Raw genomic sequence first — 24,717 nt, 5'->3', positions numbered from 1 at the left:
TTATTTTATTTCGGATAAAGTTATTCTCCAGCTTCATTTTTAGCTTCTTCTATCATTTTTTCATTTGGTAAAATAGCTACATTTACACGTCTGTTTTTGGCTCTTCCAGCTGCAGTATCATTATCATATTTAGGTTGAGATTCTCCAAACCAATTGGTTGTAAAACGAGAGCTAGCTAAACCTTTATTTTGTAGATAATTAGTTACAGCATAAGCTCTGTTTTTAGATAAAGTCATATTGCTTTCGTCTGATCCTACACTGTCGGTATGACCAACAACTAAAATATTAGTATCTGGATACTCTGCAAAAACACCTGCTAATTTATTTAATGTTGCTTGAGAAGCACTGTTGATATTATATTTTGCAGTATCAAAATACACACCAGAATTTTCATCAAACGTTACTACAATACCATCGTCTACACGTTCTACAACAGCACCAGGAATTTCATTTTCAATTTTTTGTGCCTGCTTGTCCATTTTATTTCCAATTAGTACTCCTGCAGTACCTCCAACGACACCACCAATAACAGCACCAATTTCGCCATTACCACCTTTACCTACATTGTTACCAATTATGGCACCTAAAATAGCTCCACTGGCAGCGCCGATAACAGCACCTTTTTGTTTATTGTTTGCATTTCTTGTAGCATCACAGCTTGAAAAAGCGATTAATACGCATACCGCTAAAGCTGAAGTTATTAATTTGTTTTTTAAAGTTTTCATAGTTAGTTTAATTTAGAAAAGTTCATAGTTATTGTAAAAGGTTTCCCATCTACACTTAAAGTTTGAGTCCAGGTCATTGTAGTTTCATCTAATTGAGCAAGATTAACTCTAAATCCAGCGTTAGTGTCCGAATTTCCCTTTGCATCTGTTGGTTTTAAAAGAAAATCATAAAGACCTGAAACTTCGTCTATTTCTTGAATAGTAAAAATAAAATTTCTTTCTCCGGTAGAACAAGCAGAGTTGTTTATGGTATAAACTCCTGTATTATTATTTGGGATAAACCTCCAAGAACTTTGCATAAAACATTCTTTACTCACATCATTAAATAAGGTCACATTGTAAGTTCCTGCTTGGCTGTAAGTAATATTTTGTAATGTCCAATCACCTTTAATTACTTTTTTAGAGGCTCTAACAGTTTTTGTTCCGCCGCACGATAACATCATTAGCGATACAGCTAAAAGTAAAACGAGTTTTTTCATTTGTATTTGAGTTTTGGTTAATTAAGTCAAATCTAATTTATAGTAATTTAGATTTTATTAATAAAAACTCAATTAGGATTTATTTAACAGAGAGTTCAGTGAGGAAGTAGTCGTTTATTTAAAACTATAAACACTGTAGGTTTGTAGGTCTTTATTATAGTTGCCAAAATAATAAGTGTCACTATTTTTAACTAAAAACTCATTTTTTGTTCGCTTAAGTGTTTTTTTAAATATTTCAATTTTATCATAGCTATTTTCAATAACTTCTCCTTTAACATGATTAAAATTTGCATCAAAAAGTCCCGTGAACTGAACAGAATTTGTATCTACATAATTGATTAAGCTCTGTAATAGAAATCCACCAACAATACCAAAGTGTACAATTAAAATGGGATTTAAATCTTCTGTTATAGTGTAACCTAATGTTAAATTATAAATGTCATCAGTTTTAAAAATAGTTAATGTTGGTTGATTATAAATGGTTTTTCTTAAAAATTGATTTGTAGTTTTTAATTCTCTTACATTTTTTGAAGCACTATTTTTTTCTATTATAGGACTGTTTCTAAACGTGATAGGTTCATCTTTTTTAATTTCAAATTCGTTTATAACTTTAAACGAATTTAAATCTCGAATTTTTAAATTTACATAATCCCTAACCCAATATAGCGAGCACATATAATTATCTATTATAAATGAACTTGTACGAATAATTGATTTGTCTTTAGAAAAATCATCATGTTCTATAGTACGTAATTCGCCTTTAAATGTTTCTGTACTTATTTTACAAACAATCGTTTTAGACTTAAAAAAATCATTAGTAATATAAATAGTTTTAAAATCTTTACTGAAAAATATTTTTCTATCTGCAGCAGTTGTCTCTAAGGAGTTTGGAATATTATATTCTATAACTTGCGGCGCTTCTTTTATGTCTAAATTAAATAATGTATTGTGAAAGCTATAGGTCCATCTTTGGTCTCCTGTAATTTCGAAAGCCGATAAATCTATGGTATGGCTTTCTTGTTTTAAATTTGAATCTAAAGTATGAATTTTAATAATAGACGAGTTTTTAATAGCAGTAATAAGGTAAAATTTATTATTGTCATTCCCGTAACCAACTACCGAAGCACCTTTAAAATTCCATTTTTTAGCTTTTTTAGTTTCTATTTTATTAGTCTTTCTATCATAAGTTATTGCTCCAAAATATTTACCTGATGAGTTTGAGTAAATTAAAGTAATAGAGGTGTCGTTATACAAACTTGCTACATGATTTGTCGCTTTTTTGGGTAGCTCAAAATCGTACGATGCATTAGAAATACTGAAGTCCTTATTATAACTATATACCGAAGCATTATCTCTAAACTGAAAGAATAAGGTCATTTCATCTTTAGAATTTATGACAGGAATGACTTCTTTTAAATATTTGTCTTTAAAAAAACCGTATTTAAATTAATATCTTCAGTTTGTGAAGCTAAATATATAGGAAAAAGGAAAGCAATAAGATACTTCATTAATTAACTTATTTGCATCCCGTTTTTAACCGTAGTATCTGGATTTACAAATACCAATTTCCCTTGGTCGTCCTCGGTCATTAAAATCATTCCTTCACTTTCCACACCGCGTAACGCTCTTGGAGCCAAATTAACCAGAACAGTTACTTGTTTCCCAACAACTTCTTCAGGTGTAAAATGCTCTGCAATACCAGAAACAATGGTTCTAGTATCTATACCGGTATCTACTTTTAAAACTAGCAGTTTTTTAGCTTTAGGCATTTTCTCTGCTTCCAAAATCGTCCCAACACGAAGGTCTAATTTGGTAAAATCTTCAAAAGCTATCGTGTCTTTTTGTGGTTCTGCTTTCTTATTTGCTGCTTCATTAGCTTTTTTACTGGCTTCTAATTTATCCAGTTGAAGTTGGATGGCTTCATCATCAATTAAAGAGAATAACAATTCAGCTTTTTCAATTTTATGTTGTGCAGAAATTAACGTGCTTTTGGTTGAAATATCTTCCCAAGAATTTTTAGCATCTTCAGAAGTTAAATTCAACATACCTTTTAATTTTCCTGAAGTAAACGGTAAAAAAGGTTCACATAAGGTAGCTAACCCTGCCGCAATTTGAAGCGCAACAAACATGATGGTTTTAGTGCGCACTTCATCGGTTTTAACTAATTTCCAAGGTTCTTCGTCTGCCAAATATTTATTACCAAGTCGGGCAAGATTCATTAATTCTTGGCTGGCTTCTCTAAAGCGGTAGCGTTCTATAGAGCTTTCTATAACTGCTGGATACGCTTTTAAAGCCGCAAGAGTTTCTTCATCTAAAGCAGAAAAATCGCCAGGTTCTGGAACTAGACCATTATAATATTTATTGGTTAATACTACGACACGATTTATAAAATTACCGAAAATTGCCACCAATTCACTATTGTTTCTTGCTTGAAAATCTTTCCAAGTAAAATCGTTATCCTTAGTTTCTGGAGCATTAGCTGTTAATGCATAGCGTAGAACATCTTGCTGATTTGGAAAATCTTTTAAATATTCGGGTAACCAAACGGCCCAGTTTTTAGAAGTCGATAGTTTTTGCCCTTCTAAATTTAAAAACTCATTAGCAGGCACATTATCTGGGAGAATATATGAACCTTCCGATTTTAACATGGCAGGAAAAATAATACAGTGGAATACAATATTATCTTTACCTATAAAATGCACCAGTTTTGTATCGTCTTTTTTCCAGTAGTCTTCCCAGTTTTTTCCTTCGCGTTCTGCCCACTCCTTAGTTGCCGATATGTAGCCAATTGGCGCATCAAACCATACGTAAAGCACTTTTCCTTCGCCACCTTCGGCAGGAACAGGAATACCCCAATCTAAATCTCTGGTCACTGCTCGCGGACGCAAACCATCGTCTATCCAAGATTTTACTTGTCCGTAAACATTAGGCTTCCAGTCTTTTTTATGACCTTTTAAAATCCATTCTTTTAAAAATGCTTCATGCTTGTCTAAAGGTAAAAACCAGTGTTTAGTTTGTTTTAATGTAGGTACATTTCCAGTAATTGCAGACTTAGGGTTAATTAAGTCGGTTGCATTATGGCTGGTACCACATTTTTCGCATTGGTCGCCATAACTTTCTTCATTCCCACATTTAGGACAAGTTCCAACTACAAATCTGTCGGCTAAAAATTGGTTGGCTTCTGCATCGTATAACTGTTCTGTAGTTTCCTCAATAAATTCACCTTTATCATTTAAAGTCGTAAAAAATTCCGACGCTGTTTCATGATGAATTTTAGAAGACGTTCGAGAGTAATTATCCAGAGAAATCCCAAATTCTTCAAAAGACTCCTTAATAATTTTATGATATTTATCTACAATATCCTGAGGTGTTACACCTTCGTTTTTAGCTTTAATGGTAATGGGTACACCATGCTCGTCACTACCACAAATAAAGGCAACATCATTACCAGTTAAACGTTTAAACCGTGCATAAATATCGGCAGGTACATAAACACCCGCTAAATGTCCAATATGTATAGGTCCGTTAGTATAGGGCAATGCTGCAGTAATAGTATATCTTTTTGGTGTACTCATAGTTTGTATTTGCTTGTCCGGTCAATCGCAGTCAAGAACTTAAATATTACTTCTAGACTGCGCTCGAGGAGCTATTATTAATCTAATTTAGATCTAAAATTAGCCCACAAAAGTAAGCAATTTACAAGCGATTGTGAAAAAAAATGTACATTTACATTATGAGTAAAAATGTCTTTAATATCTTTATTTTGTGTCTTGTTTTTTTCTTCGGAAGTAAGCCTGGTTCGGCACAAAATTCAGTTTCACCTTTAAAATCCAACACCTTGATTCAGCCACCTTTTCTTAAAGCAGGCGATACGGTAGCTATTGTAGCTCCTGCCGGTATTCTAAAAAATAGAACTCAGGAAGTAAATAAAGCTATAGCCTTGTTAGAAAGCTGGGGTTTAAAAACAACCGTAGGAAAACATGTTTATACCAATGGAGGCCATTTTGCTGGGACAGATGCAGAGCGTTGTGAAGATTTTCAACAAGCATTAGATAATCCAAATATAAAAGCCATTTGGGCAGCTCGAGGCGGCTATGGAAGTGTCCGTATTTTGGATTTATTAGATTATACCAAATTTAAGAAACAACCCAAATGGATTATTGGATATAGTGATATTACTGCGTTTCATAACCAAATGAATGTGTTAGGCTTTCAAAGTTTACACGCTATGATGTGTACGAGTGTGACTGATGAATTACAAGGTAACCCTGAAACAGCAGCAACTTTTAAAAAAGCACTTTTTGGTGAAACGTTAGAATATACACTAAAAGCATCTCCATATAATAGAGAAGGTAAGGCTAGCGGACAGTTAGTTGGTGGTAATCTAGCCATTCTTGCCAGTATGTTAGGATCGGACACCAGTTTAGATACTAATGGAAAAATTCTTTTTATTGAAGAAATAGGTGAGTATGCTTACAGTATAGACCGTATGTTACAGAGTTTAAAGCGAGCTGGATATTTCAAAAATTGTGCTGGTTTAATTGTTGGAGACATCAGCAAGGTGAAAAGAAACACAACGAAATTCGGAAAAACTGTAGAACAAATTATTTTAGACGTGGTTTCAGATTATAACTTCCCAGTTGCGTTTAATATGAACGCAGGACATGAACCCGATAATCGAGCTATGGTTTTTGGGACTGAAATTAGGCTAAAGGTATCCAGTTCTGGTACCTCAATAGTCTTTTAAATCTTATAAACTATAGTTAAGTTATGGATTATGGCACAACATAACGAGCTTGGTAAAAAAGGCCAAGAGCTTGCTGTTCAGTTTTTAATTGAAAATGGCTATACTATTTTGGAGCGAAACTACCGTTTCAATAAAGCAGAGGTTGATATTATTGCACTTCAAAATGATATTTTAGCTATTGTTGAAGTTAAAACCAGATCATCGTTAGACTTCGGTAATCCAGAAAGTTTTCTTAAGCCTAGACAAATTCAAAATCTAGTCAAAGCTGTTAATTATTATGTAGAAACTTCCAATTTAGACGTTGAAATACGCTTTGATATTATATCTATTCTAAAAGAGAATGGTAATTACACATTAAAACTCATAAAAAACGCATTTTTTCATTTTTAAATCAAAAACCAAACCGACATAATGCTCATTTTATATTAAAAATACCTAATTTTTAGACAAAACGCATATTTTTTAGATAAAGTGTGTTAAAATTATAAGTTATAAGTGAATAGTTATTTTTAATTTTATAATCTCAAATTTACTATTATGAAAAATAACTACTTAATTAACAGTTTGTTAACTTTTTCCTGCGTTTTTGCAGGAATAATTAGTGCAGTAGCGCAAGTTGGTGTTGGCACAACAGCACCAAGAGGAGCACTTGATATTGCCTCGACTACTCAAGGTTTTGTATTGCCAACAGTTTCTTTAGCTGCAACTAATATAGAAACAGCAGTAAACCCTCAAGGAGGTGTAATACCTGCAGGAACTGTAGTTTATAATGATGCAACTTCTGGTGCAGGTGCTACAGCAGTAACTCCAGGAATGTATTATTGGGATGGTTCTGTATGGGTATCTTTAACTGCACCTGTAGCAACAGGAACTGATTGGACTATACTAGGGAATGGAGGAACTAATGCTAATACCAATTTTATTGGAACTACAGATAATACAGATTTTAGAGTAAGGACAAATGACACGCAACGTTTTAATTTTACTAGCAACGGGAGACTAAGATCTTATAATAACGGAAATACGGGAGCTCCAACTTATAGTTGGAATAATGATTCTGATACTGGAATGTTTAGAAATGGAGGTGATAATTTAGCTTTTTCTTCTGGTGGTATTAAATTTTTAGATTTTGTTGAAGGAGGTACAGATGAAGCAGTTTTTAATGATGATGGTAATGATACTAATTTCAGAGTAGAGACAATTAATCAAACTGCAGCGGTTTTTGTTGACGGTGGTGATGATGAAGTAGGGATTTTTACAGATAACCCTCAAAACGATGTTCATATAGCAGGAAACAATACTGGTATACGAATTGATGCCTTTAGTAACGCAAATAATGTAGCGAATAATGGAGTCGATGATTCTGTGGTTTATGTTGATGCAAATGGTGACTTGTTGTTAAAGCCTTCATTGACAGAAAGTCAAATGCCAGAAGATAATGCCTTAACTTTTGTGCCTGTTGAAGTAGAAATAGGCGATAATAATGGAAATTTCACACAACAAACATTATTTACCTCTACTTTTACCATTACTAGGGACGCTTTGGTTGAAATTGTTTATCAGATTGGAGTAAGCATGACAAGAAACAATCTTTCATCTGGTGGTGGGCCACCTTCTTTAGTAATTGATGATGGCTACCCTCGACAATATGGTACGGCAGTTTTAATAAATGGTACTATAGTTGGTTACACCGCGGAAGCTTACACAGCAAGAGGTGATAGTAGTGGTGTTTCCTACGCATCTGGAGTCTTCTTCCTTAACGGAAATGGTTATGCCCAGTTAACAGGAGCACCTGGAGGAACATCATATACCGTAGATGTAATTGGCTTTACTTTTGGTGGAGGAGATGCTTTTTTTAACACAGGTAGTAGTACAAGAGGGACTTTTGGTGGTAATCCAGGATTAGATAGATTCCAGATAATAACTCATTATTAAAATTATAATTATGAAAAGTTTACCTTATATATTATTTTTTGTAAGTTTATTTTCTTTTGCACAAGAAGAGGATAACTACAAAAAAAATCTAAACGCGTCACTTGCTCTGATAAAAAAAACAGTAGAGTCTAGTGTCAGTAATTCTAATACAAATAATTCTAGAAAAAAACAGTCTGTAAAAGTGAATTCAAATTCTTTTAACACTACTAAGAATTTATCTGGTTTAATAGACATTGATAAGATTGGACATATTAAAAATGATCAAACTATTTCTAAGATTAAAGTTTTAGAAACTAATGGTGGTAAAAGGAAATTAATTCAATATACTCCTAAAGAACCTAAGCCTATTAGCAAGGAAAATGTCAAATCTTTAAAAGCTATGTTAAGTATTCCTAAATAATAAAAAAACCTCATTTTAAATGAGGTTTTTTTATGCTTATTTTTGTTGGATGCTTAATATTGCTTTTCATTCTATTTACGCTCATGAGTTACCAGAAGGACATCGCTTTCCTATGCTTAAATATGAATTGCTTCCGGAACAATTAATTCGTGAAGGCATCTGTGAAAAGCAGAATTTTTTTGAGCCAGAAAAAATGTTGGACTTGACTCCAATTTTAAAAACGCATGATCCAGAGTACGTTTACGACTTATTAAATATTACTCTAAGTCAAAAAGCAGCTCGTAAAATTGGATTCCCATTAAGTGAAGTTTTAATAGAACGTGAAATTATTATTGCAGACGGTACTATAAAATGTTGCGACTATGCATTGAAGAACGGTATTGCCATGAATATTGCTGGAGGGACACACCATGCGTTTACCAATAAAGGTGAAGCCTTTTGCATGTTTAATGATCAGGCTATAGGTGCCAATTATCTTCTGGAAAAAAAATTGGCAAAACGTATTTTAATAATCGACTTAGATGTGCATCAAGGCAATGGTACGGCAGAAATATTTAAAAACAATCCAAATGTCTTTACTTTCTCCATGCATGGAAAAAACAATTACCCTTTTAAAAAAGAAACTTCAGATTTAGATATCGAATTGGATGATGGTATTTCAGATGAGGCTTATCTTTCTATTTTAAAAGAAACTCTGCCAAAATTGATTAAAACACATCAACCAGATTTTATATTTTATTTATCTGGAGTAGATGTATTAGCAACTGATAAGTTAGGTAAACTTGGATTAACTATAAATGGTTGTAAGGAACGTGACCGATTTGTCTTAAAAACATGTAAAACAAATATTATACCTGTGGTTTGTAGTATGGGTGGTGGCTATTCCGCGGATATTAAAATAATAATTGAAGCCCATGCGAATACATTTCGTTTAGCACAGGATCTGTTTTTTTAAAAGCTAAAATACTCTACATACTTTGCAATAACAGTAAACCAAATAAGATACAGATTACTGGAATTACAGCTAGTACAAGTAAATTATAGGTTATCTTTTTTTGTTTTAAATATTTGGCATTCATTTCTTTACGTTGTTTACCAGAGTAGCCCATCCAATTGCTAAAATGTATTCCAGCCGCAATAATGCAAAACAAGGTGATAGCTTTAGATTTTCCCATAAGTGCCGTGTTCATTTGAGATAAAAAAGCAGAAAAAAAACAACCTAATAGGAAAACACAGCTAATTTGTAAAATAGAGATATAATATAGAGCAATAGTATTTGCCTTTTGTTTAAATCGGTTTTTTAGTTGAAAAAAAACAGATAAATAGATGTTATTGAATAAGGTCATTTTATAAAAAATTAAAGCTCAAAAATAGTCTTTTGAGCTTTAATAATAATATATTTTAGTACGGATTATGGCGCAGGATTTGGTATGGCAGCATGGATAGCGTTAATACTTTCCAAAAGATCATTTGATAAAGTGATATTTATACTCGAAACATTCTCTTTAAGCTGCTCCAAATTTGTGGCTCCAATAATATTAGAAGTTACGAATGATCGTTGATTTACAAAAGCTAAAGACATTTCAGCTAAAGTTAAATTGTGCTTTTCGGCTAAAGCTAAATAAAGTTTGGTAGCTTCTGTAGACTGTTCGCTACTGTAGCGCGCAAATCTTGGAAACAGTTTCAGTCTGGCATTGTCTGCTGCTTCATTTTTAATGTATTTTCCTGATAATACACCAAATGCCATAGGCGAATAAGCTAATAAGCCCATGTGTTCCCTATGAGATACTTCTGCCATATCACCTTCATAAACACGGTTTAATAAGTTGTAGGCATTTTGAACGCTAACAGGTCTAATTAAGTCATTTTTATTGGATGCTTCAATAAAACGCATGGCACCCCAAGCTTTTTCATTACTTAATCCAAAAGTTCGGATTTTTCCAGACTTTTTAATTTCGGTTAGGGTTTCTAAAACATCTTGAAAATTTTCTTCCCATTGGTCATTTGGGTTATGAACATAATCTCTTGTCCCAAAAGTGTTTGTTTCACGTTCTGGCCAATGTAATTGATATAAATCAATATAATCAGTCTGCAATCGCTCTAACTCACTATTTACGGCTTCATGCAATGCGTCTTTACTAAAACCAGTGGTTCTAATGTGAGCGGTATAGTCTCCAGTTCCCGCAATTTTAGACGCGATGACTAAATCTTCTCTTTTTTGATGTTTTAACCAAGTACCCACTATTTCACTGGTTCGTCCCTGCGTTTTAGCTTCGGCAGGAACAGGATATAACTCTGCAGTGTCTATAAAATTAACGCCTTTACTTACAGCATAATTTAATTGGTCATGACCTTCTTTTTCGGTATTCTGATTACCAAAGGTCATAGTTCCTAAGCATATCTTACTTACTTTTATATCTGTTTTGCCTAGTGTTGTATATTTCATATGTATGGTCTGTTGTTTGAAGTAAATATAAAAAAGCCTTTCAGATAAATGCATCTGAAAGGCTTAAATGTTTGTTAATGAGAATTCTATTTTCCTCCTAAAAGCTTAGAAAGTTCATCTAATTTAGGGGTTAAAATAACTTCTATACGTCTGTTTTTAGCTTTGCCTTCATTGGTGTCGTTAGATGCAATTGGCGCATATTCACCACGACCGGCAGCGGTTAAATTCCCTTTATTAATGGCTTTGTTTTCTTCTAAAATGTTTACAATTGCTGTTGCTCTTTTAGTCGATAAGTCCCAGTTTCCACTAACTTGACCTGTTCCAGTAAACGGATCGTTATCCGTATGACCTTCAATTAAAATAGAAATTTCTGGATTTTTAGCTAATACTTCTCCTAACTGCTTCACCGCTTTTTTACCTTCAGTTCCAACAGCCCAGCTTCCAGAACTAAACAAAAGTTTATTTTCCATGGACACATAAACTTTACCGTTTCGTTGTTCTACTGTTAAGCCTTTTCCTTCAAAATCGGTTAAAGCACTAGAGATAGAATTTTTTAAATCGGTCATCGCTTTATCTTTTGCAGCAATAACGGCTTCTAATTCTTCTACACGTTTAGAGCGTTCCTCTAATTCTTTTTTTAGTGTTTCTAAACGATTACTTTCACTAGCTAAAGCATTTTCCTTAGCTTCAAGTTTTGCTAATAATTCTTTATTCTTTTTGGTATTTGCTTCTATGGCAGAAGAACTGTTTGACTCTAACGCGTCATAAGAACTTTTAAGGTTGTTATAATTAATGCGAGCAGCCGCCAATTCTGAAGCTAATTTATCTCTAGTGTCCACAACATCTTCATATTCGCTTTTTAACGCTTCGTATTCTGAATTAGTCGTGTTAGATTGATTTCTAAGAGCTTCAAGCTCATCACTTAATTCGGTGTTTTGTTTTTTAAGATCTGCATATTTGTTTTCCAAATCTTTGTAGACTTTAGGAGATACACAAGAACTTATTAAAATAGTAGTTAAAAGTAGGGTTATAAAATTTGTTTTCATTTCATATCATTTTGTTAGTTAATCATTTAGTTCTAAAACAATTGGACAATGGTCACTATGTTTGGCTTCGGTTAAAATTAAAGCGCGTTGTAATTTAGGTTCTAAGCTTTTGGAAGCCATAGCGTAATCTAATCGCCAACCTTTATTGTTAGCTCTGGCATTTGCGCGGTAACTCCACCAGCTGTATTCGGTTTTGTCTGGATTTAAATAACGAAACGTGTCTATAAAACCACTGTCTATAAATTCACCTAACCACTGGCGCTCTTCGGGTAAAAAACCAGAGACTTTTATTTTTGGATTATGTATATCTATTTCATTATGACAAATATTGTAATCGCCACAAATTACCAGATTTGGATATTCTAACACCAGATTGGAAATATAGTTTTGAAACAGTGCCATAAATTCATATTTATGCCCTAAACGCTCAATATTTGTACCACTAGGAAGATAAAGACTCATAACAGAACAGGTATCAAAATCGGCACGAATGGTTCTGCCTTCATAATCCATACTTTCTATTCCTGTACCATATTCTACATGGTTTGGCTCGATTTTACTTAAAATGGCAACGCCGCTATAGCCCTTTTTTTGAGCACTAAACCAGTAATGGTAATTATAACCAGCATCTTCAAACACACTCAGATCTAACTGTTCTTTGTTAGCTTTAATTTCTTGTAAACAAATCACATCTGGATTAGCAGCCTTCAGCCAATCTATAAATCCTTTATTTAAAGCAGCTCTTATACCATTAACATTATAAGAAATTATCTTCATCTAATTAATTATTAAAAACCTAATCTTAAAATTGGACGTAAATAGATTAAGTAATTATATACTATTTTTAGCTAAAGTAAATAATGCTTTACTTTTACACTATTAAAGCATCATTTTTTTGAAATAAAACTGCAGTAAATCAGTTTACTTATCAATGAAACAACTTTTATTAATTAGCCTTTTATTTTTTTCTGGTTTTGTGTTTTCGCAAAATGGAACTTTAGTGGGTAAAAAAATAATAAAAGTTGCAGATAGTGTTCAAATTGAGCCCTTTAGTATAAGAGCAAACGGGTTTAAAGTAGAAACTAAAACAGGTCAAGTTCTAGACTCAACCTTTTATGTTTTAAACCCCGAAACAGGCCGCTTAAAATTTATAGCTCCAATTGAAGAAGATTCCTTAGTTATTACATATAAAAAGTATCCAGAGTTCTTAACACGAATCTATAAAGGCTTAGATAAAAATTTAATTGTAGAAGCTAATACTAATCAGCAAAAATTATATCAATTAAGGCAACCTAACCAACAAACCGAATTTAGACCTTTTGACGGATTAACAACTTCTGGGAGTATAGCTCGTGGAGTTACTGTTGGAAATAATCAAAACTCGGTTTTAAATAGTGAATTGGACCTTCAAATTACAGGGAAACTTAGCGAAAAGGTATCATTAAGAGCAAGTATACAAGATGCTAATGCTCCATTACAGGAAAGTGGTTATTCTCAGCGTTTAGATGAATTTGATCAGGTTTTTATAGAATTATACAGCGATAAATGGGCTGTTAGAGCTGGAGATATTGATTTAATAAATGATACCTCGTATTTTTCAAAATTTACTAAACGTGTTCAAGGTTTACTGGTTTCTGCCGATTTGGGAAATGAAGAAACTAGTACTAATGTGTTTGGTGCTGGTGCTTTAGTTAGAGGACAGTTTTCGTCATTTCAGATAACTGGAGAAGAAGGAAATCAAGGTCCATATAAACTTCAGGGTAATAATGGAGAACTATTTGTGCTTATAGTTTCTGGTAGTGAAACGGTTTATGTTAATGGTATAGCTTTAAAACGAGGAGAAAGTGAAGACTATATTATAGATTACAATGCTGGAGAAATTATTTTCAATTCAACTTATCCTATTACTTCTGAAATGAGAATAACAGTAGATTTTCAGTTTAGCGAACGAAATTATTCTAGGATTGTTGCTTATGGTGGTGGCGCATATAAAACAGAAAAACTAACCATAAATGCTTCTGTATATTCAGAAAATGACTCAAAAAATAATCCTTTACAGCAAAATTTAAATGAAGAGCAGGTCGAGGTATTATCTAACGCAGGAGACGACAGGTCATTAATGGTAGCAAATTCTGAAGTAGCAGAAACGTTTAATGAAAATCGAATTTTATACAGAAAAGAAGTAGTAGGTACAGAAATTATCTATATTTTTTCAAATAATCCTGATGATGAATTATTTAGTGTACGATTTACTAATGTTGGAGACGGCAATGGAAATTATGTTCTTGCCAATACTAATGCTATCACAAATATTTATGAATATGTTCCACCTGTTGGAGGTGTCCCTCAAGGTGAATTTGAGCCTATTGTACAATTAGTAGCACCGACAAAACTACAAATAGGTATTGTTAACGGATTGTATAGGCCAAATAATAAAACCGAAGCACAATTTGAACTTGCAGTTAGCAAAAACGATTTAAATTTATTTTCTGATCTTGATGATGAGAATAATAACGGTGCAGCAGGAAAGTTAAGAATTAAGCGCGCTATTGTTAAAAATGATAGTTTGTGGACCATAAATGCTATTGCAGATCTGGATATTATAGAGCAAAATTTCAAAACAATACAACGGTTATATCGTGCAGAATTTAATAGAGATTGGAATCTTGATGTAGAAACCTTAAATCCAACTATAAACCTTGGAAACCAAACCTTATTTACTCTAGGCTTAGAAGCATTAAATTTTAAAAAAGGTTTTGTAAATTATAGTTTTGATTATTTAAATTACAAGGAAGCGTTTACCGGAACAAAACATAATATTAATGCTAGTTATAAATTAGATAAATTAGCTATAAGTACCAACAACAGCTTATTAAATACTAATGAAATTAATGCCGAATCTTCTTTTTTTAGAACCTACAACAATGCAATATATGACTTAAATAAATTATGGTTAGGTGCACGTTTTTCTTCAGAAGAAAACAAAAAAAGACGTAAAAATGATGGTCAATTTACCGCTTTAACTCAACGTTTTGTAGCCTATGAAGCTTATACTGGTGTTGGAGATAGTACCAAGGTGTTTGCACAACTTGGTTACAAATATCGCGTAAATGATAGTATTACCAATTTTAAGTTAGATCGTGTAAATTCCTCTAACACGTATTATTTAAACTCTAAATTAATTCAAAACGATAGAACCAATTTGGGCTTATTTGTAAATTATAGAACTCTAAGCTTTACAAATCCAGAAATTAAAACAGAGACCTCTTTAAACTCTAGGTTACAGTATAACCAGAAATTATTTAAAAATTTTGTGCAGAGCAATACAATTTTTGAAACCAATTCGGGTTCTTTACCACAGCAAGATTTTACTTATGTTGAAGTAGATCCAGGACAAGGAGTCTATATATGGATAGATTATAATAATAATGGGATTCAGGAATTAGAAGAGTTTGAAGTTGCTCAGTTTCAAGATCAGGGTACATATATTAGAGTACTTTTACCAAATCAGGTTTTTATAAAAACGCATCAAAATAGGCTAAGTCAAACACTAACCTTAAACCCTTTAGATTGGATAAATTCTGAAAGTGCTACAAAGAAATTTTTATCACACTTTTATAATCAATCCAGTTATCTGGTCGATAGAAAAACACGAAAAGTAGGAAATAACTTTAGCTTAAATCCTTTTGATACTGGTGGAGAAGATCCTCTTGGTCTTCAATTAAGTTTTAGAAACACTATTTTTTATAACCGTGGAAAACAAAAATATACAACAAGTTATACGTACCAATCTAACAAAGCGACAAATACTTTAAGCTTTGGTAAAATAGAAAGTGAATTAGAAAGTCATCAGGTAAATTTTTCTCATAAATTTCAAGAAAGTTGGTTGTTTACTTTAGAGAACACCTTAGCTAATACGACTAGTAGTAGTGAAAATTTTAGCAGTAAAGATTTTAATATAGACAGTCAGGCGGTATTTCCAAAAATATCATATTTGGTTGGAGCTAATACACATTTTGATTTGTTTTATCAGTTTTTAAGTAAAGAAAACAGTATTGGAAATTTAGAAACCTTAAAGCAACACAAGTATGGCGTTTCTTTTGGCTTAACAGGAAAAGATGTTACTAAAGGTTCTATAAACGGCGAGTTAAACTTTATAAACAACACCTTCGAAGGTGATAGTAATTCTCCAGTAGGTTACCAATTGCTAGAAGGTTTACAACCCGGTAAAAACCTGACATGGAATTTAATAGCCCAAAAAAAGCTAACCAAGTACTTAGACCTTAATTTAAGTTACTTTGGACGAAAAACCGAAACTAGTAATACAATACACACAGGAAATATACAGCTAAAAGCTTATTTTTAACTTATACGATTTTTTACTTAACTACTCTTTTAGTTTTTTATATATTGTGGAAAATTTTAAATCCCAACTTTTAGAACATGAAAAAATCTACTGTATTAAAACTAACCATCTGCCTTGTTTGCTTAAATATAGGCTTTTCTTTTGCCCAAAAAACACCTGTAAATCAATTGTTAACTTCTTATGTAAATTATTCAAATAATTTAACCGATGAAAGTTCAGTTGTAAATATTACATCATTACTACATGAAAAATTTGAGGATAATTCAACCTTTATTGGTTTGGCAGGCTTTGTGTCTAGAGAAACTAAAAACTTATCGACAATAACAGAAGAGTTTACAGAAAAATCTAAAGACAATAATTACAATTTTAAAATGATTATTGACAAAGTGGTTTACGAGTCTCAAAAAGATAAAGCAGGTACTATTTCTGCAGTAGTAAACTTTCAATCTATGATTGACGATAAAATTACCGAAAAAGGAACTGTTTTAATTAATATGATTGCCACTAAATTTATGGGCGATTGGAAAATTATCCAGTTAAACACTGTTAAAATTTCAGAACAAAGTGAAGTTGGAAACTGTGTGAGCTATTTATTTTCTAACGGAAATGCTTATTTCAATTCAGAAACCTATTATCCAGCAGGAATTAAGTATAAGAGAGAGTTTCAATCATTTAGAATAGGAACTTCTGGTGGCGAACGTGCTATAATAAATAGAGGCGATAACGATAAAACATTTATCTGGAAATTAAATGGTGATGTTTATAGCGGTAAAACCTTTATAGGTAAAGCAGCCGAAGCTAAAGACGCTGTGCAATTGGTTATACAAAATGCGTATTCAAAAACTTGTACAGAGTTTACGTTTAGTTAATTATTTTAAACACTTTAACAGAACTTTAAAATATTTAAAATCCTAAGTTATTAAAAACTCCCAATTCTGAACTTCAGAATTGGGAGTTTTTAGTTAATGAATATTCAAATAATCAAGCTAGTAAGTTAAAAAACTTACATCTTTTGAAGCCAATGTTTCACATCTACTTCCTTAGCAATTATGGCTCTTAATTCACTTATAGCTACACGTTTTTGTTCCATAGTGTCACGATGTCTAATGGTTACCGTGCGGTCTTCAATAGTATCATGATCTACAGTTATACAAAATGGTGTTCCTGCAGCATCTTGACGTCTGTAACGTTTTCCTACCGCATCTTTCTCATCATACATCACATTAAAATCCCATTTTAGGTCATCAAAAATTTCTTTAGCAATTTCTGGTAACCCATCTTTTTTAACTAATGGGAAAATAGCTGCTTTTGTTGGTGCTAACACAGCTGGAATTTTTAAAACCGTACGTGTAGTGTTGTTATCTAGTTCTTCATCCATTAAGGCAGCAGAAAATACTGCTAAAAACATTCGGTCTAACCCGATAGAGGTTTCTAAAACATATGGGGTATAACTCTTGTTTTCTTCCGGGTCAAAATACTGTAGTTTTTTACCAGAATGCTCTTCATGTGCTTTAAGGTCAAAATCGGTTCTAGAATGTATACCTTCTAATTCTTTAAATCCAAAAGGAAATTTAAATTCAATATCGGCTGCAGCATCTGCATAATGCGCTAATTTTTCGTGGTCATGGAAACGGTAATTTTCTTCTCCTAAACCTAAACTTTTATGCCATTTTAATCGGGTTTCTTTCCAGTAGTCATACCATTCGGCTTGTGTACCTGGTTTTATAAAAAACTGCATTTCCATTTGTTCAAACTCACGCATTCTAAAAATAAATTGTCTGGCAACAATTTCATTTCTAAAAGCTTTACCGGTTTGTGCAATTCCAAATGGAATTTTCATACGTCCGGTTTTTTGAACATTAGAAAAGTTTACAAAAATACCTTGCGCGGTTTCTGGTCTTAAATATAAGTCCATAGCGCTATCTGCACTGGCACCTAATTTAGTTCCAAACATTAAGTTAAATTGTTTAACTTCAGTCCAGTTGCGGCTTCCAGAAAGTGGACAAGCAATTTCAAGTTCTTCAATTAAAGCTTTAACATCAGCTAAATCTTCTTTAGTTAAAGATTCGCCTAATCGCTTTAAAATACTATCAATTTTTTCTTGATATCCTAAAACTCTTCCGTTAGTAGAAACAAATTCAGCTTTATTAAAGGCTTCACCAAAACGTTTTTCAGCTTTAGCAACTTCTTTATCTATTTTAGCTTCTAGTTTTGCACAATAGTCTTCAACTAGAACATCGGCTCTATATCTTTTTTTAGAATCTTTATTATCTATTAACGGGTCGCTAAAAGCATCGACATGTCCAGAAGCTTTCCATGTGGTTGGATGCATAAAAATAGCAGAGTCTAAACCAATAATATTGTCGTTTAGCTGCACCATTGCTTGCCACCAGTAGTCGCGAATATTCTTCTTTAATTCTACTCCATTTTGTGCATAATCGTAAACTGCACTTAGTCCATCGTAAATTTCACTACTCTGGAAAATGTAACCATACTCCTTAGCGTGAGAGATTACTTTTTTAAATTGATCGTCGTTATTTGCCATAATACAAAAATAGAAAACCGATTGGACAAACACTTATCGTTTGATAAAAAAAAGTGACCGTTTTATAGTATATTTAATCATCTGTAATTTTTTTGGTGGCTTATGATTTTTAAATCTTTATTTAACCTGTTTTTTCCTGAGGTTTGTTTGTCCTGCCATTTAGCTTTGTCCGATCATGAAATGGTTATTTGTACAGATTGCAGACACCATTTACCAATTTTAAACAATAGCTATAACCATTCAGATAATTTGGTAAAAAAAGCGTTATACGGACGGGTTAACTTAGTAGACGGCGCAGCACTTTTTAAATTTGAAAAAAAAGGTCATATTCAACAGTTGCTTCACGAATTAAAATATAAAAAAGAAGAGCGTTTAAGTAGTTTTTTTGGTGAATGGCTTGGAGAACACTTAAAACATTCTGAGTTTTTTAAAGATATAGATGTTGTAATTCCAGTGCCACTTCATCCATCAAAATTAAAACAACGTGGTTATAATCAGGTGGCAGGTTTTGGTAAGGCTTTAGCAGATTGTTTAGATGCCAGTTATAACGATGTCGTTTTATTAAAACAAAAATCTACCAACTCTCAGGTTTTTAAAAATCGTTTAGAACGTTGGCAGCTTAATAATGAAATGTTTGTAACGCAACATTTAGATAGCCTTGAAGGAAAACATATTTTATTGGTAGACGATATTATAACTACAGGTGCAACTCTAGAAGCTTGTGCTAATGAATTACTTAAAGCTCAACATATTAAAATAAGTGTGGCTACAATTGCAATTGCTTAAACCAAGTTTTATTTAAACCGAAATAAATTGTTTCTTTGTTTACAGAATTTTTTGTGCTATGAAATCAGTTGTTTATAACATAAGCTTGTTAGTTGTTTTAAGTATTTTGGTGTTTACTTGTGCCAATAGAGGAAATCCAACTGGAGGCGATAAAGATGTTATGCCTCCTAAAATTGTTAAGTCTATTCCAGAAAATTATAGTATAAATTTTAAAGACAATGAAATAACTATCTACTTTAACGAATATGTAAAGTTTAAAAACTTATCAAAACAACTTATCATATCTCCGCCAATGGAGAATGAGCCAGAAATTACACCATACAGCACCGCAAGTAAGGTTATTAAAATAAAAATTAAAGATAACTTACAACCAAATACCACTTATAGTTTTAATTTTGGAAATAGTATAGTAGATAATAACGAGGAAAATCCGTTTCCATTTTTTAAATATGTCTTTTCTACAGGTAACTATATAGATTCCTTAAAAATTTACGGTAAAGTATTTGATGCGTTAGATCGCGTTACCGAAAAAAATGTTTTGGTTAATCTTTATGAAGTTGATAGTACATTTAACGATTCAATTGTTTATAAACAAAAACCAAGATACATGACGAATACTCAAGATAGTGTTACGACATTTACTATTGAAAACATTAAGGCAGGTAACTATAAACTGGTAGCGCTTAAAGACAATAATGAGGATAATAAATTTCAACAAAAATCCGATAAAATTGCTTTTTACGATGAGGTTATTACGGTTGGAAAAGATTCGGCTTATTACGAATTAAAATTATTTAAAGAAGCTTTAGACACTAAAGTGATGAAACCCAAATTAGTGTCTGGGGAGAAGATTTCTATAGGTTTTGAAGGCGATTTCAAAGATATTACTGTTATGCCGGTATCTACTATTCCCGAAGGTTTTGAAACCAGATTGATTAAAGAGCAGGAAAAGGACTCTTTATTATATTTTTATAAGCCAAAAATAGAAATTGATTCTTTAATGCTAAGAATTTCACACGCTAAAAAAATAGATACGTTTAAAGTTAGAATAAAAGACAACCGAAGAGATACCTTAACCATTACTTCCTTAAATAAAAGTAAATTAGGATTTGATGAAGATTTTAAGCTAACCTCTAATATTCCTTTTACTGCTATAGATGAAAGTAAGATAAAAATTATAGACAAAGATTCTGTAGCTGTAACGTATACTACAGAATTAGATAGTCTAAACAACACGTATAAATTTAAGTTTCCAAAAAAAGAGGGGAATCGCTATAATATGGACGTATTACCAGAAGCTTTTACGGACTTCTTTGGGAGAACAAATGATTCTTTAAATTTTAAGGCTTCTACAGATAAATATTTAAGTTTTGGAAATATTCGTGTGGTATTAAAAAATGAGACGTATCCTTTATTTATTCAGTTTGTAAACGAAAAAAGCGAAGTGGTTTTTAGTAAATATATTACAGAAAAAGGAAATGTAGATTTCACAAACCTTCAACCTGGAGTTTATTATTTACGGGTACTTTTTGATGAAAATAATAATGGGGTTTACGACTCTGGAAATTATTTAAAAGGCAAACAACCAGAACGGGTTAGTTATGCCGAAAAACCAATTGAGGTGAGAGCTGGTTTTGAAGAGGTCACAAAGTTTATACTTAATTAAGTAACTTAAACTCATCCGCATCATTTAAAAAATTCAATTTTGTTCTAAGGGTTTCTAATGCTTCTTTTTGTAAAGTAACCACTTCAACCTGTTCTTTATAAGGTGAAATTGTGCTTATGGATTGTCCTAAACCATCAAAAGCTACAGAATGTCCTGAGTATTCGTGATTGTTAGCGTCTAAACCAACTCTATTTACACCGATGCAGTAACTCATATTTTCTATGGCTCTGGCTTTTAAAAGTGCGCTCCAGGCTTCAACTCTAACTTTTGGCCAATTAGCCACATAAATTAAAACATCGTAGTCATTCTGGTTACGTGAAAAGACAGGAAACCTTAAGTCATAGCAAATTTGTAAACATAATTTGAAGTCTTTATAGTCTACAATCACTTTTTCTTTTCCAGAAGTGTAAACTTTATGCTCACCAGCTAAGGTAAAACTATGGCGCTTATCATAATAAGTTAAATCACCATTAGGTTTTATAAAAACCATACGATTTCTAAAAACCTTATGTTCTTTAATTACAAGACTTCCGGTAATGGCACATTGTTTTTTAGAAGCCCAATGTTTTAACCATTGTATGGTTTCACCTTCCATAGATTCTGCAACTAATTCAGGCGACATAGTAAATCCTGAAGTAAACAGCTCTGGTAATACTACTAAATCTATTCCAGAATTTAAATGTTCTAATTTATCATTTAGGTTTAAACGATTTTGTAGGGGGTTTTCCCAAACCAAATTCGTTTGTATTAAAGCAACCTGTAATTGAGGCTTCATGTTATTATTTTAGCTTTTTATAAGCACGTTCCGTATTGGAAACTTCTTTTTTAAGTTTTTCAAATTTTATTTCCCAATCTTCAATATCATTAGGAGAAAGCTTTCCTTTTTTCAAGCGTCTTTCGTAAGTTTTTCTAGCATCTGAAAGCTCTTTTTTGGCATCAAGATATTTTTCTCGAGCTCTGTTTTTTTCCTTAAGCTCTTTCTCTAATTTTTCTTGTTTCTTTTTTGCTTCTCTTTGAGCTTTTTCAAGGCGTTCTTGTTCTTTTTCAAGCTTTTTTTGTTGCTCTTCAATTTCCTTTTCTGCCTCTAATCGCTTATCTAAAGTGTTAAAAATATTAGATTTTTCTCCGGAACTTAAAGACTCTGTAACTTCGTTATCGTTTTGATAAATCTTTTTTCCTTTTACAGTGTATAATTTTCCGTCACTAGTAATGACTTTTTCAGAAGATCCGCAAGAAGATATGATTATAAGTGTAAGTAAAGCTAGTGTAATTTTTAATTTCATAGTTAGATTTTTGTATACACAAAGCTACATAATAGACCATAAATAAAAGGCTTATTAGTAAAAGTTTGTGAAATACAAGAAATATTTTAAACCTATTATTTACAGATTTAATATCTTGTGGGAGTTAAAATTTAAACTTATGAAATTTATAAAAATTCTGATATGCCTTTTGGTATTTCAAGCATCTGCACAGCAAGGTGGTATGTGGATTCCTTCTCTTTTAGAAGGGATGAACGAAAAGGAAATGACTGCTTTAGGTAGTAAAATGACTGCTAAAGATATTTATGACGTCAATAACTCGAGCTTAAAAGACGCTATAGTACATTTTAATGGTGGTTGTACGGGTGAAATAATTTCCGATAAAGGCTTGTTGTTAACCAATCACCATTGCGGTTTTGGACAAATTCAATCACATTCTTCAATGGAGAATGATTATTTAAAGGATGGTTTCTGGGCAATGTCTTTAAGTGAAGAGTTGCCAAACGAAGATTTATATGTCGAATTTATTGTTAGAATTGAAGATGTAACTAATCAGGTTTTAAATGGTGTTAATGCTAACCTAACCGAAGCTGAAAAGCAATCATTAATAGATAAAAACAGTAATGCATTACAAAAAGTAACCAAGCGTGAAGATTGGCAGGATACTAAAGTAAAATCGTTTTACAATGGAAACCAGTTTTTCCTTTTTGTGACCGAGCGTTATGAAGACATCAGATTAGTTGGCGCTCCGCCAACCAGTATTGGTAAGTTTGGTAGTGATACCGATAATTGGGTGTTTCCAAGACATACGGGAGATTTTAGTATGTTTCGTATTTATGCCGATAAAAACAACAAACCAGCAAAATACAGTAAAGACAATGTGCCATTTAAACCAAAACATTTCTTACCAGTTTCTCTAGATGGTATAGAAGAAGGCGATTTTACTATGGTTTTTGGTTTTCCAGGAACAACAGACGAATATTTACCAGCAGTAGCCATAGAGCATATTACAAAAGAATATAACCCAACTAATATTGCTATTCGTGAAGCGGCTCTAAAAGTGATTGATGCACAAATGAAAGCTAGTGATGAGGTTAGAATTAAATATGCGTCTAAACAAGCGAGAATTGCAAATGCATGGAAAAAATGGATTGGCGAAAATTTAGGAATAGATAAAAGTAACGCCATAGCAGAACGTAAAGCTTTTGAAGCCACTTTTACCAAAGCGTTAAAAGAAAAAGGTCTTACTAGTAAATACGGAACTATCCTGCCGGAATTTGATAGACTTTATAAGGATTTTGCTCCAATAAATATTAAACGTCGTAATTTTATTGAAGTCTTTTTAGTGACTAATGAGTTAATGCAAATGACTTTTAGAGCATATCAGTTTGAACAAACGGTTTTAAATAAACCTGAAGCTTTTGAGCAGGCTAAACAAAGTTTTGCAAATACCTTAAAGGGCATTCATAAAGATTTTGATAAAACAGTAGATAAAGGTGTTTTTGAAAACGTGATGCCATTATACAATCCAGGTAATGTAGACCCTACTATTTATAATAAAAGTGCATTGGTTGAGTTAGATAGCGCTTTAAAGTTAATAGAAGGTTCTAAAGAAGATGTGTTAAATGCATTAAATAACGATGCCGCTTATGCGTATGCTAAACCAATGGTGGAAGAATTTTATTCTAAACTAAATGCAGAGTATGTTGCTAAACAAGAACCTATTGGAGCTTTGCAAAAACAATATATGAAAGCTTTAATGGAAGCTTTACCAAATGCCCGTTATTTCCCAGACGCTAATAGTACTTTAAGAGTTACTTACGGACAGGTTAGAGGATATTCACCAAGAGATGCTGTCTATTACGAACCAGTGAGTTACTTAGAAGGTGTTATAGAAAAATATGTGCCGGGTGATTATGAGTTTGATGTTCCAAAAAAATTACGTGATTTATACGAGGCTAAAGACTATGGTAATTATGCCGATAAAAACGGAAAAGTTCCTGTATGCTTTTTAGGAACCAATCACACCACAGGTGGAAATTCTGGTTCTCCAGCAATTGATGCACATGGTAATTTGGTAGGTTTAAATTTCGACCGTGTTTGGGAAGGTACTATGAGCGATATGAATTACGACCCAGAAATTTGTAGAAATATTATGGTAGACTTACGTTACGTCTTATTTATTGTCGATAAATACGCTGGAGCTAAACATTTAATAGATGAAATGAAATTAGTTCATCCAAAAAAGTCAAGTAAAAAGAAAAAATAATTATCTATAGAAATCTTTAACCTTATTTAAAGTTTCTTTAAATGA

Annotated in this window: 21 protein-coding genes; 10 read left to right on the top strand and 11 right to left on the bottom strand. The window is 32.4% G+C overall.

Annotation, left to right across the window (positions count from 1 at the left end; translation table 11 throughout):
* Positions 1 to 20: 20 nt before the first annotated feature.
* The 4 genes from C7H52_RS02565 to metG form a co-directional block, all read right to left on the bottom strand.
* The gene (locus C7H52_RS02565) at positions 21 to 725 is read right to left on the bottom strand and encodes an OmpA family protein (RefSeq protein ID WP_106462321.1); all 705 of its coding nucleotides are present in this window, start codon (positions 723 to 725) and stop codon (positions 21 to 23) included.
* Positions 726 to 727: 2 nt separating this feature from the next.
* Entirely contained in the window at positions 728 to 1,204 is a 477-nt protein-coding gene (locus tag C7H52_RS02560) for a lipocalin family protein (protein WP_106462320.1), read from the bottom strand.
* A gap of 114 nt (positions 1,205 to 1,318) precedes the next feature.
* Positions 1,319 to 2,581 carry a hypothetical protein gene (locus C7H52_RS02555; protein ID WP_106462319.1) on the bottom strand — a complete coding sequence of 421 codons (1,263 nt, stop codon included), beginning with the start codon at positions 2,579 to 2,581 and terminating at the stop codon, positions 1,319 to 1,321.
* Between the two features lie 134 nt (positions 2,582 to 2,715).
* The gene (gene metG / locus C7H52_RS02550) at positions 2,716 to 4,779 is read right to left on the bottom strand and encodes a methionine--tRNA ligase (protein ID WP_106462318.1); all 2,064 of its coding nucleotides are present in this window, start codon (positions 4,777 to 4,779) and stop codon (positions 2,716 to 2,718) included.
* A 158-nt stretch (positions 4,780 to 4,937) separates the two neighbouring features.
* Here metG and C7H52_RS02545 point away from each other — a divergent pair, with 158 nt between their 5' ends.
* The 5 genes from C7H52_RS02545 to C7H52_RS02525 all read left to right on the top strand — a co-directional run bounded on the left by C7H52_RS02545 (position 4,938) and on the right by C7H52_RS02525 (position 9,241).
* Positions 4,938 to 5,951, top strand: coding sequence for a S66 peptidase family protein (locus C7H52_RS02545; RefSeq protein ID WP_106462317.1), 1,014 nt, complete (start codon positions 4,938 to 4,940; stop codon positions 5,949 to 5,951).
* Positions 5,952 to 5,981: 30 nt separating this feature from the next.
* The gene (locus tag C7H52_RS02540; protein ID WP_106462316.1) at positions 5,982 to 6,341 is read left to right on the top strand and encodes a YraN family protein; all 360 of its coding nucleotides are present in this window, start codon (positions 5,982 to 5,984) and stop codon (positions 6,339 to 6,341) included.
* Positions 6,342 to 6,488: 147 nt separating this feature from the next.
* A complete protein-coding gene (locus C7H52_RS02535; protein WP_106462315.1) occupies positions 6,489 to 7,886 on the top strand; it encodes a hypothetical protein in 1,398 nt (465 codons plus the stop codon).
* A gap of 10 nt (positions 7,887 to 7,896) precedes the next feature.
* Complete coding sequence (locus C7H52_RS02530; RefSeq protein ID WP_106462314.1) at positions 7,897 to 8,286, top strand: hypothetical protein; 390 nt, start codon at positions 7,897 to 7,899, stop codon at positions 8,284 to 8,286.
* A 49-nt stretch (positions 8,287 to 8,335) separates the two neighbouring features.
* Complete coding sequence (locus C7H52_RS02525; protein ID WP_106462313.1) at positions 8,336 to 9,241, top strand: histone deacetylase family protein; 906 nt, start codon at positions 8,336 to 8,338, stop codon at positions 9,239 to 9,241.
* A 13-nt stretch (positions 9,242 to 9,254) separates the two neighbouring features.
* Here C7H52_RS02525 and C7H52_RS13340 read toward each other — a convergent pair whose 3' ends face one another.
* The 4 genes from C7H52_RS13340 to C7H52_RS02505 all read right to left on the bottom strand — a co-directional run bounded on the left by C7H52_RS13340 (position 9,255) and on the right by C7H52_RS02505 (position 12,555).
* On the bottom strand, positions 9,255 to 9,461 hold the full coding sequence (locus C7H52_RS13340) for a hypothetical protein (protein WP_146129999.1): 207 nt from the start codon (positions 9,459 to 9,461) through the stop codon (positions 9,255 to 9,257).
* A 236-nt stretch (positions 9,462 to 9,697) separates the two neighbouring features.
* A complete protein-coding gene (locus C7H52_RS02515; protein ID WP_106462311.1) occupies positions 9,698 to 10,732 on the bottom strand; it encodes an aldo/keto reductase in 1,035 nt (344 codons plus the stop codon).
* Between the two features lie 86 nt (positions 10,733 to 10,818).
* On the bottom strand, positions 10,819 to 11,778 hold the full coding sequence (locus tag C7H52_RS02510) for an OmpA family protein (protein ID WP_106462310.1): 960 nt from the start codon (positions 11,776 to 11,778) through the stop codon (positions 10,819 to 10,821).
* 18 nt (positions 11,779 to 11,796) lie between these two features.
* Positions 11,797 to 12,555, bottom strand: coding sequence for an exodeoxyribonuclease III (locus C7H52_RS02505; RefSeq protein WP_106462309.1), 759 nt, complete (start codon positions 12,553 to 12,555; stop codon positions 11,797 to 11,799).
* Positions 12,556 to 12,709: 154 nt separating this feature from the next.
* Here C7H52_RS02505 and C7H52_RS02500 point away from each other — a divergent pair, with 154 nt between their 5' ends.
* Both C7H52_RS02500 and C7H52_RS02495 read left to right on the top strand, forming a co-directional pair.
* Entirely contained in the window at positions 12,710 to 16,144 is a 3,435-nt protein-coding gene (locus tag C7H52_RS02500) for a hypothetical protein (protein WP_106462308.1), read from the top strand.
* Positions 16,145 to 16,221: 77 nt separating this feature from the next.
* On the top strand, positions 16,222 to 17,013 hold the full coding sequence (locus tag C7H52_RS02495; RefSeq protein WP_106462307.1) for a hypothetical protein: 792 nt from the start codon (positions 16,222 to 16,224) through the stop codon (positions 17,011 to 17,013).
* Between the two features lie 134 nt (positions 17,014 to 17,147).
* Here C7H52_RS02495 and C7H52_RS02490 read toward each other — a convergent pair whose 3' ends face one another.
* Complete coding sequence (locus C7H52_RS02490; protein ID WP_106462306.1) at positions 17,148 to 18,689, bottom strand: glycine--tRNA ligase; 1,542 nt, start codon at positions 18,687 to 18,689, stop codon at positions 17,148 to 17,150.
* 102 nt (positions 18,690 to 18,791) lie between these two features.
* Here C7H52_RS02490 and C7H52_RS02485 point away from each other — a divergent pair, with 102 nt between their 5' ends.
* Positions 18,792 to 19,475, top strand: a complete 684-nt coding sequence (locus C7H52_RS02485; protein ID WP_317045558.1) for a ComF family protein — start codon at positions 18,792 to 18,794, stop codon at positions 19,473 to 19,475.
* A gap of 58 nt (positions 19,476 to 19,533) precedes the next feature.
* On the top strand, positions 19,534 to 21,141 hold the full coding sequence (locus tag C7H52_RS02480; RefSeq protein WP_106462305.1) for an Ig-like domain-containing protein: 1,608 nt from the start codon (positions 19,534 to 19,536) through the stop codon (positions 21,139 to 21,141).
* Here C7H52_RS02480 and C7H52_RS02475 read toward each other — a convergent pair.
* Positions 21,134 to 21,916: a nitrilase family protein gene (locus C7H52_RS02475; RefSeq protein WP_106462304.1), complete on the bottom strand. Its 783-nt coding sequence runs from the start codon at positions 21,914 to 21,916 to the stop codon at positions 21,134 to 21,136. The genes C7H52_RS02480 and C7H52_RS02475 overlap by 8 nt on opposite strands.
* Positions 21,917 to 21,920: 4 nt before the next feature.
* Entirely contained in the window at positions 21,921 to 22,424 is a 504-nt protein-coding gene (locus C7H52_RS13335; RefSeq protein ID WP_146129998.1) for a hypothetical protein, read from the bottom strand.
* A gap of 139 nt (positions 22,425 to 22,563) precedes the next feature.
* Between C7H52_RS13335 and C7H52_RS02470 the strand changes: the two genes are divergently transcribed.
* A complete protein-coding gene (locus tag C7H52_RS02470; RefSeq protein WP_106462303.1) occupies positions 22,564 to 24,672 on the top strand; it encodes a S46 family peptidase in 2,109 nt (702 codons plus the stop codon).
* Positions 24,673 to 24,717 lie beyond the last annotated feature (45 nt).

Source organism: Aurantibacter aestuarii (assembly GCF_003008425.1).
Lineage (GTDB): Bacteria > Bacteroidota > Bacteroidia > Flavobacteriales > Flavobacteriaceae > Aurantibacter > Aurantibacter aestuarii.
The sequence above is the reverse complement of the archived record's forward strand: the minus strand, read 5'-3'. Positions and strand labels throughout refer to the sequence as shown.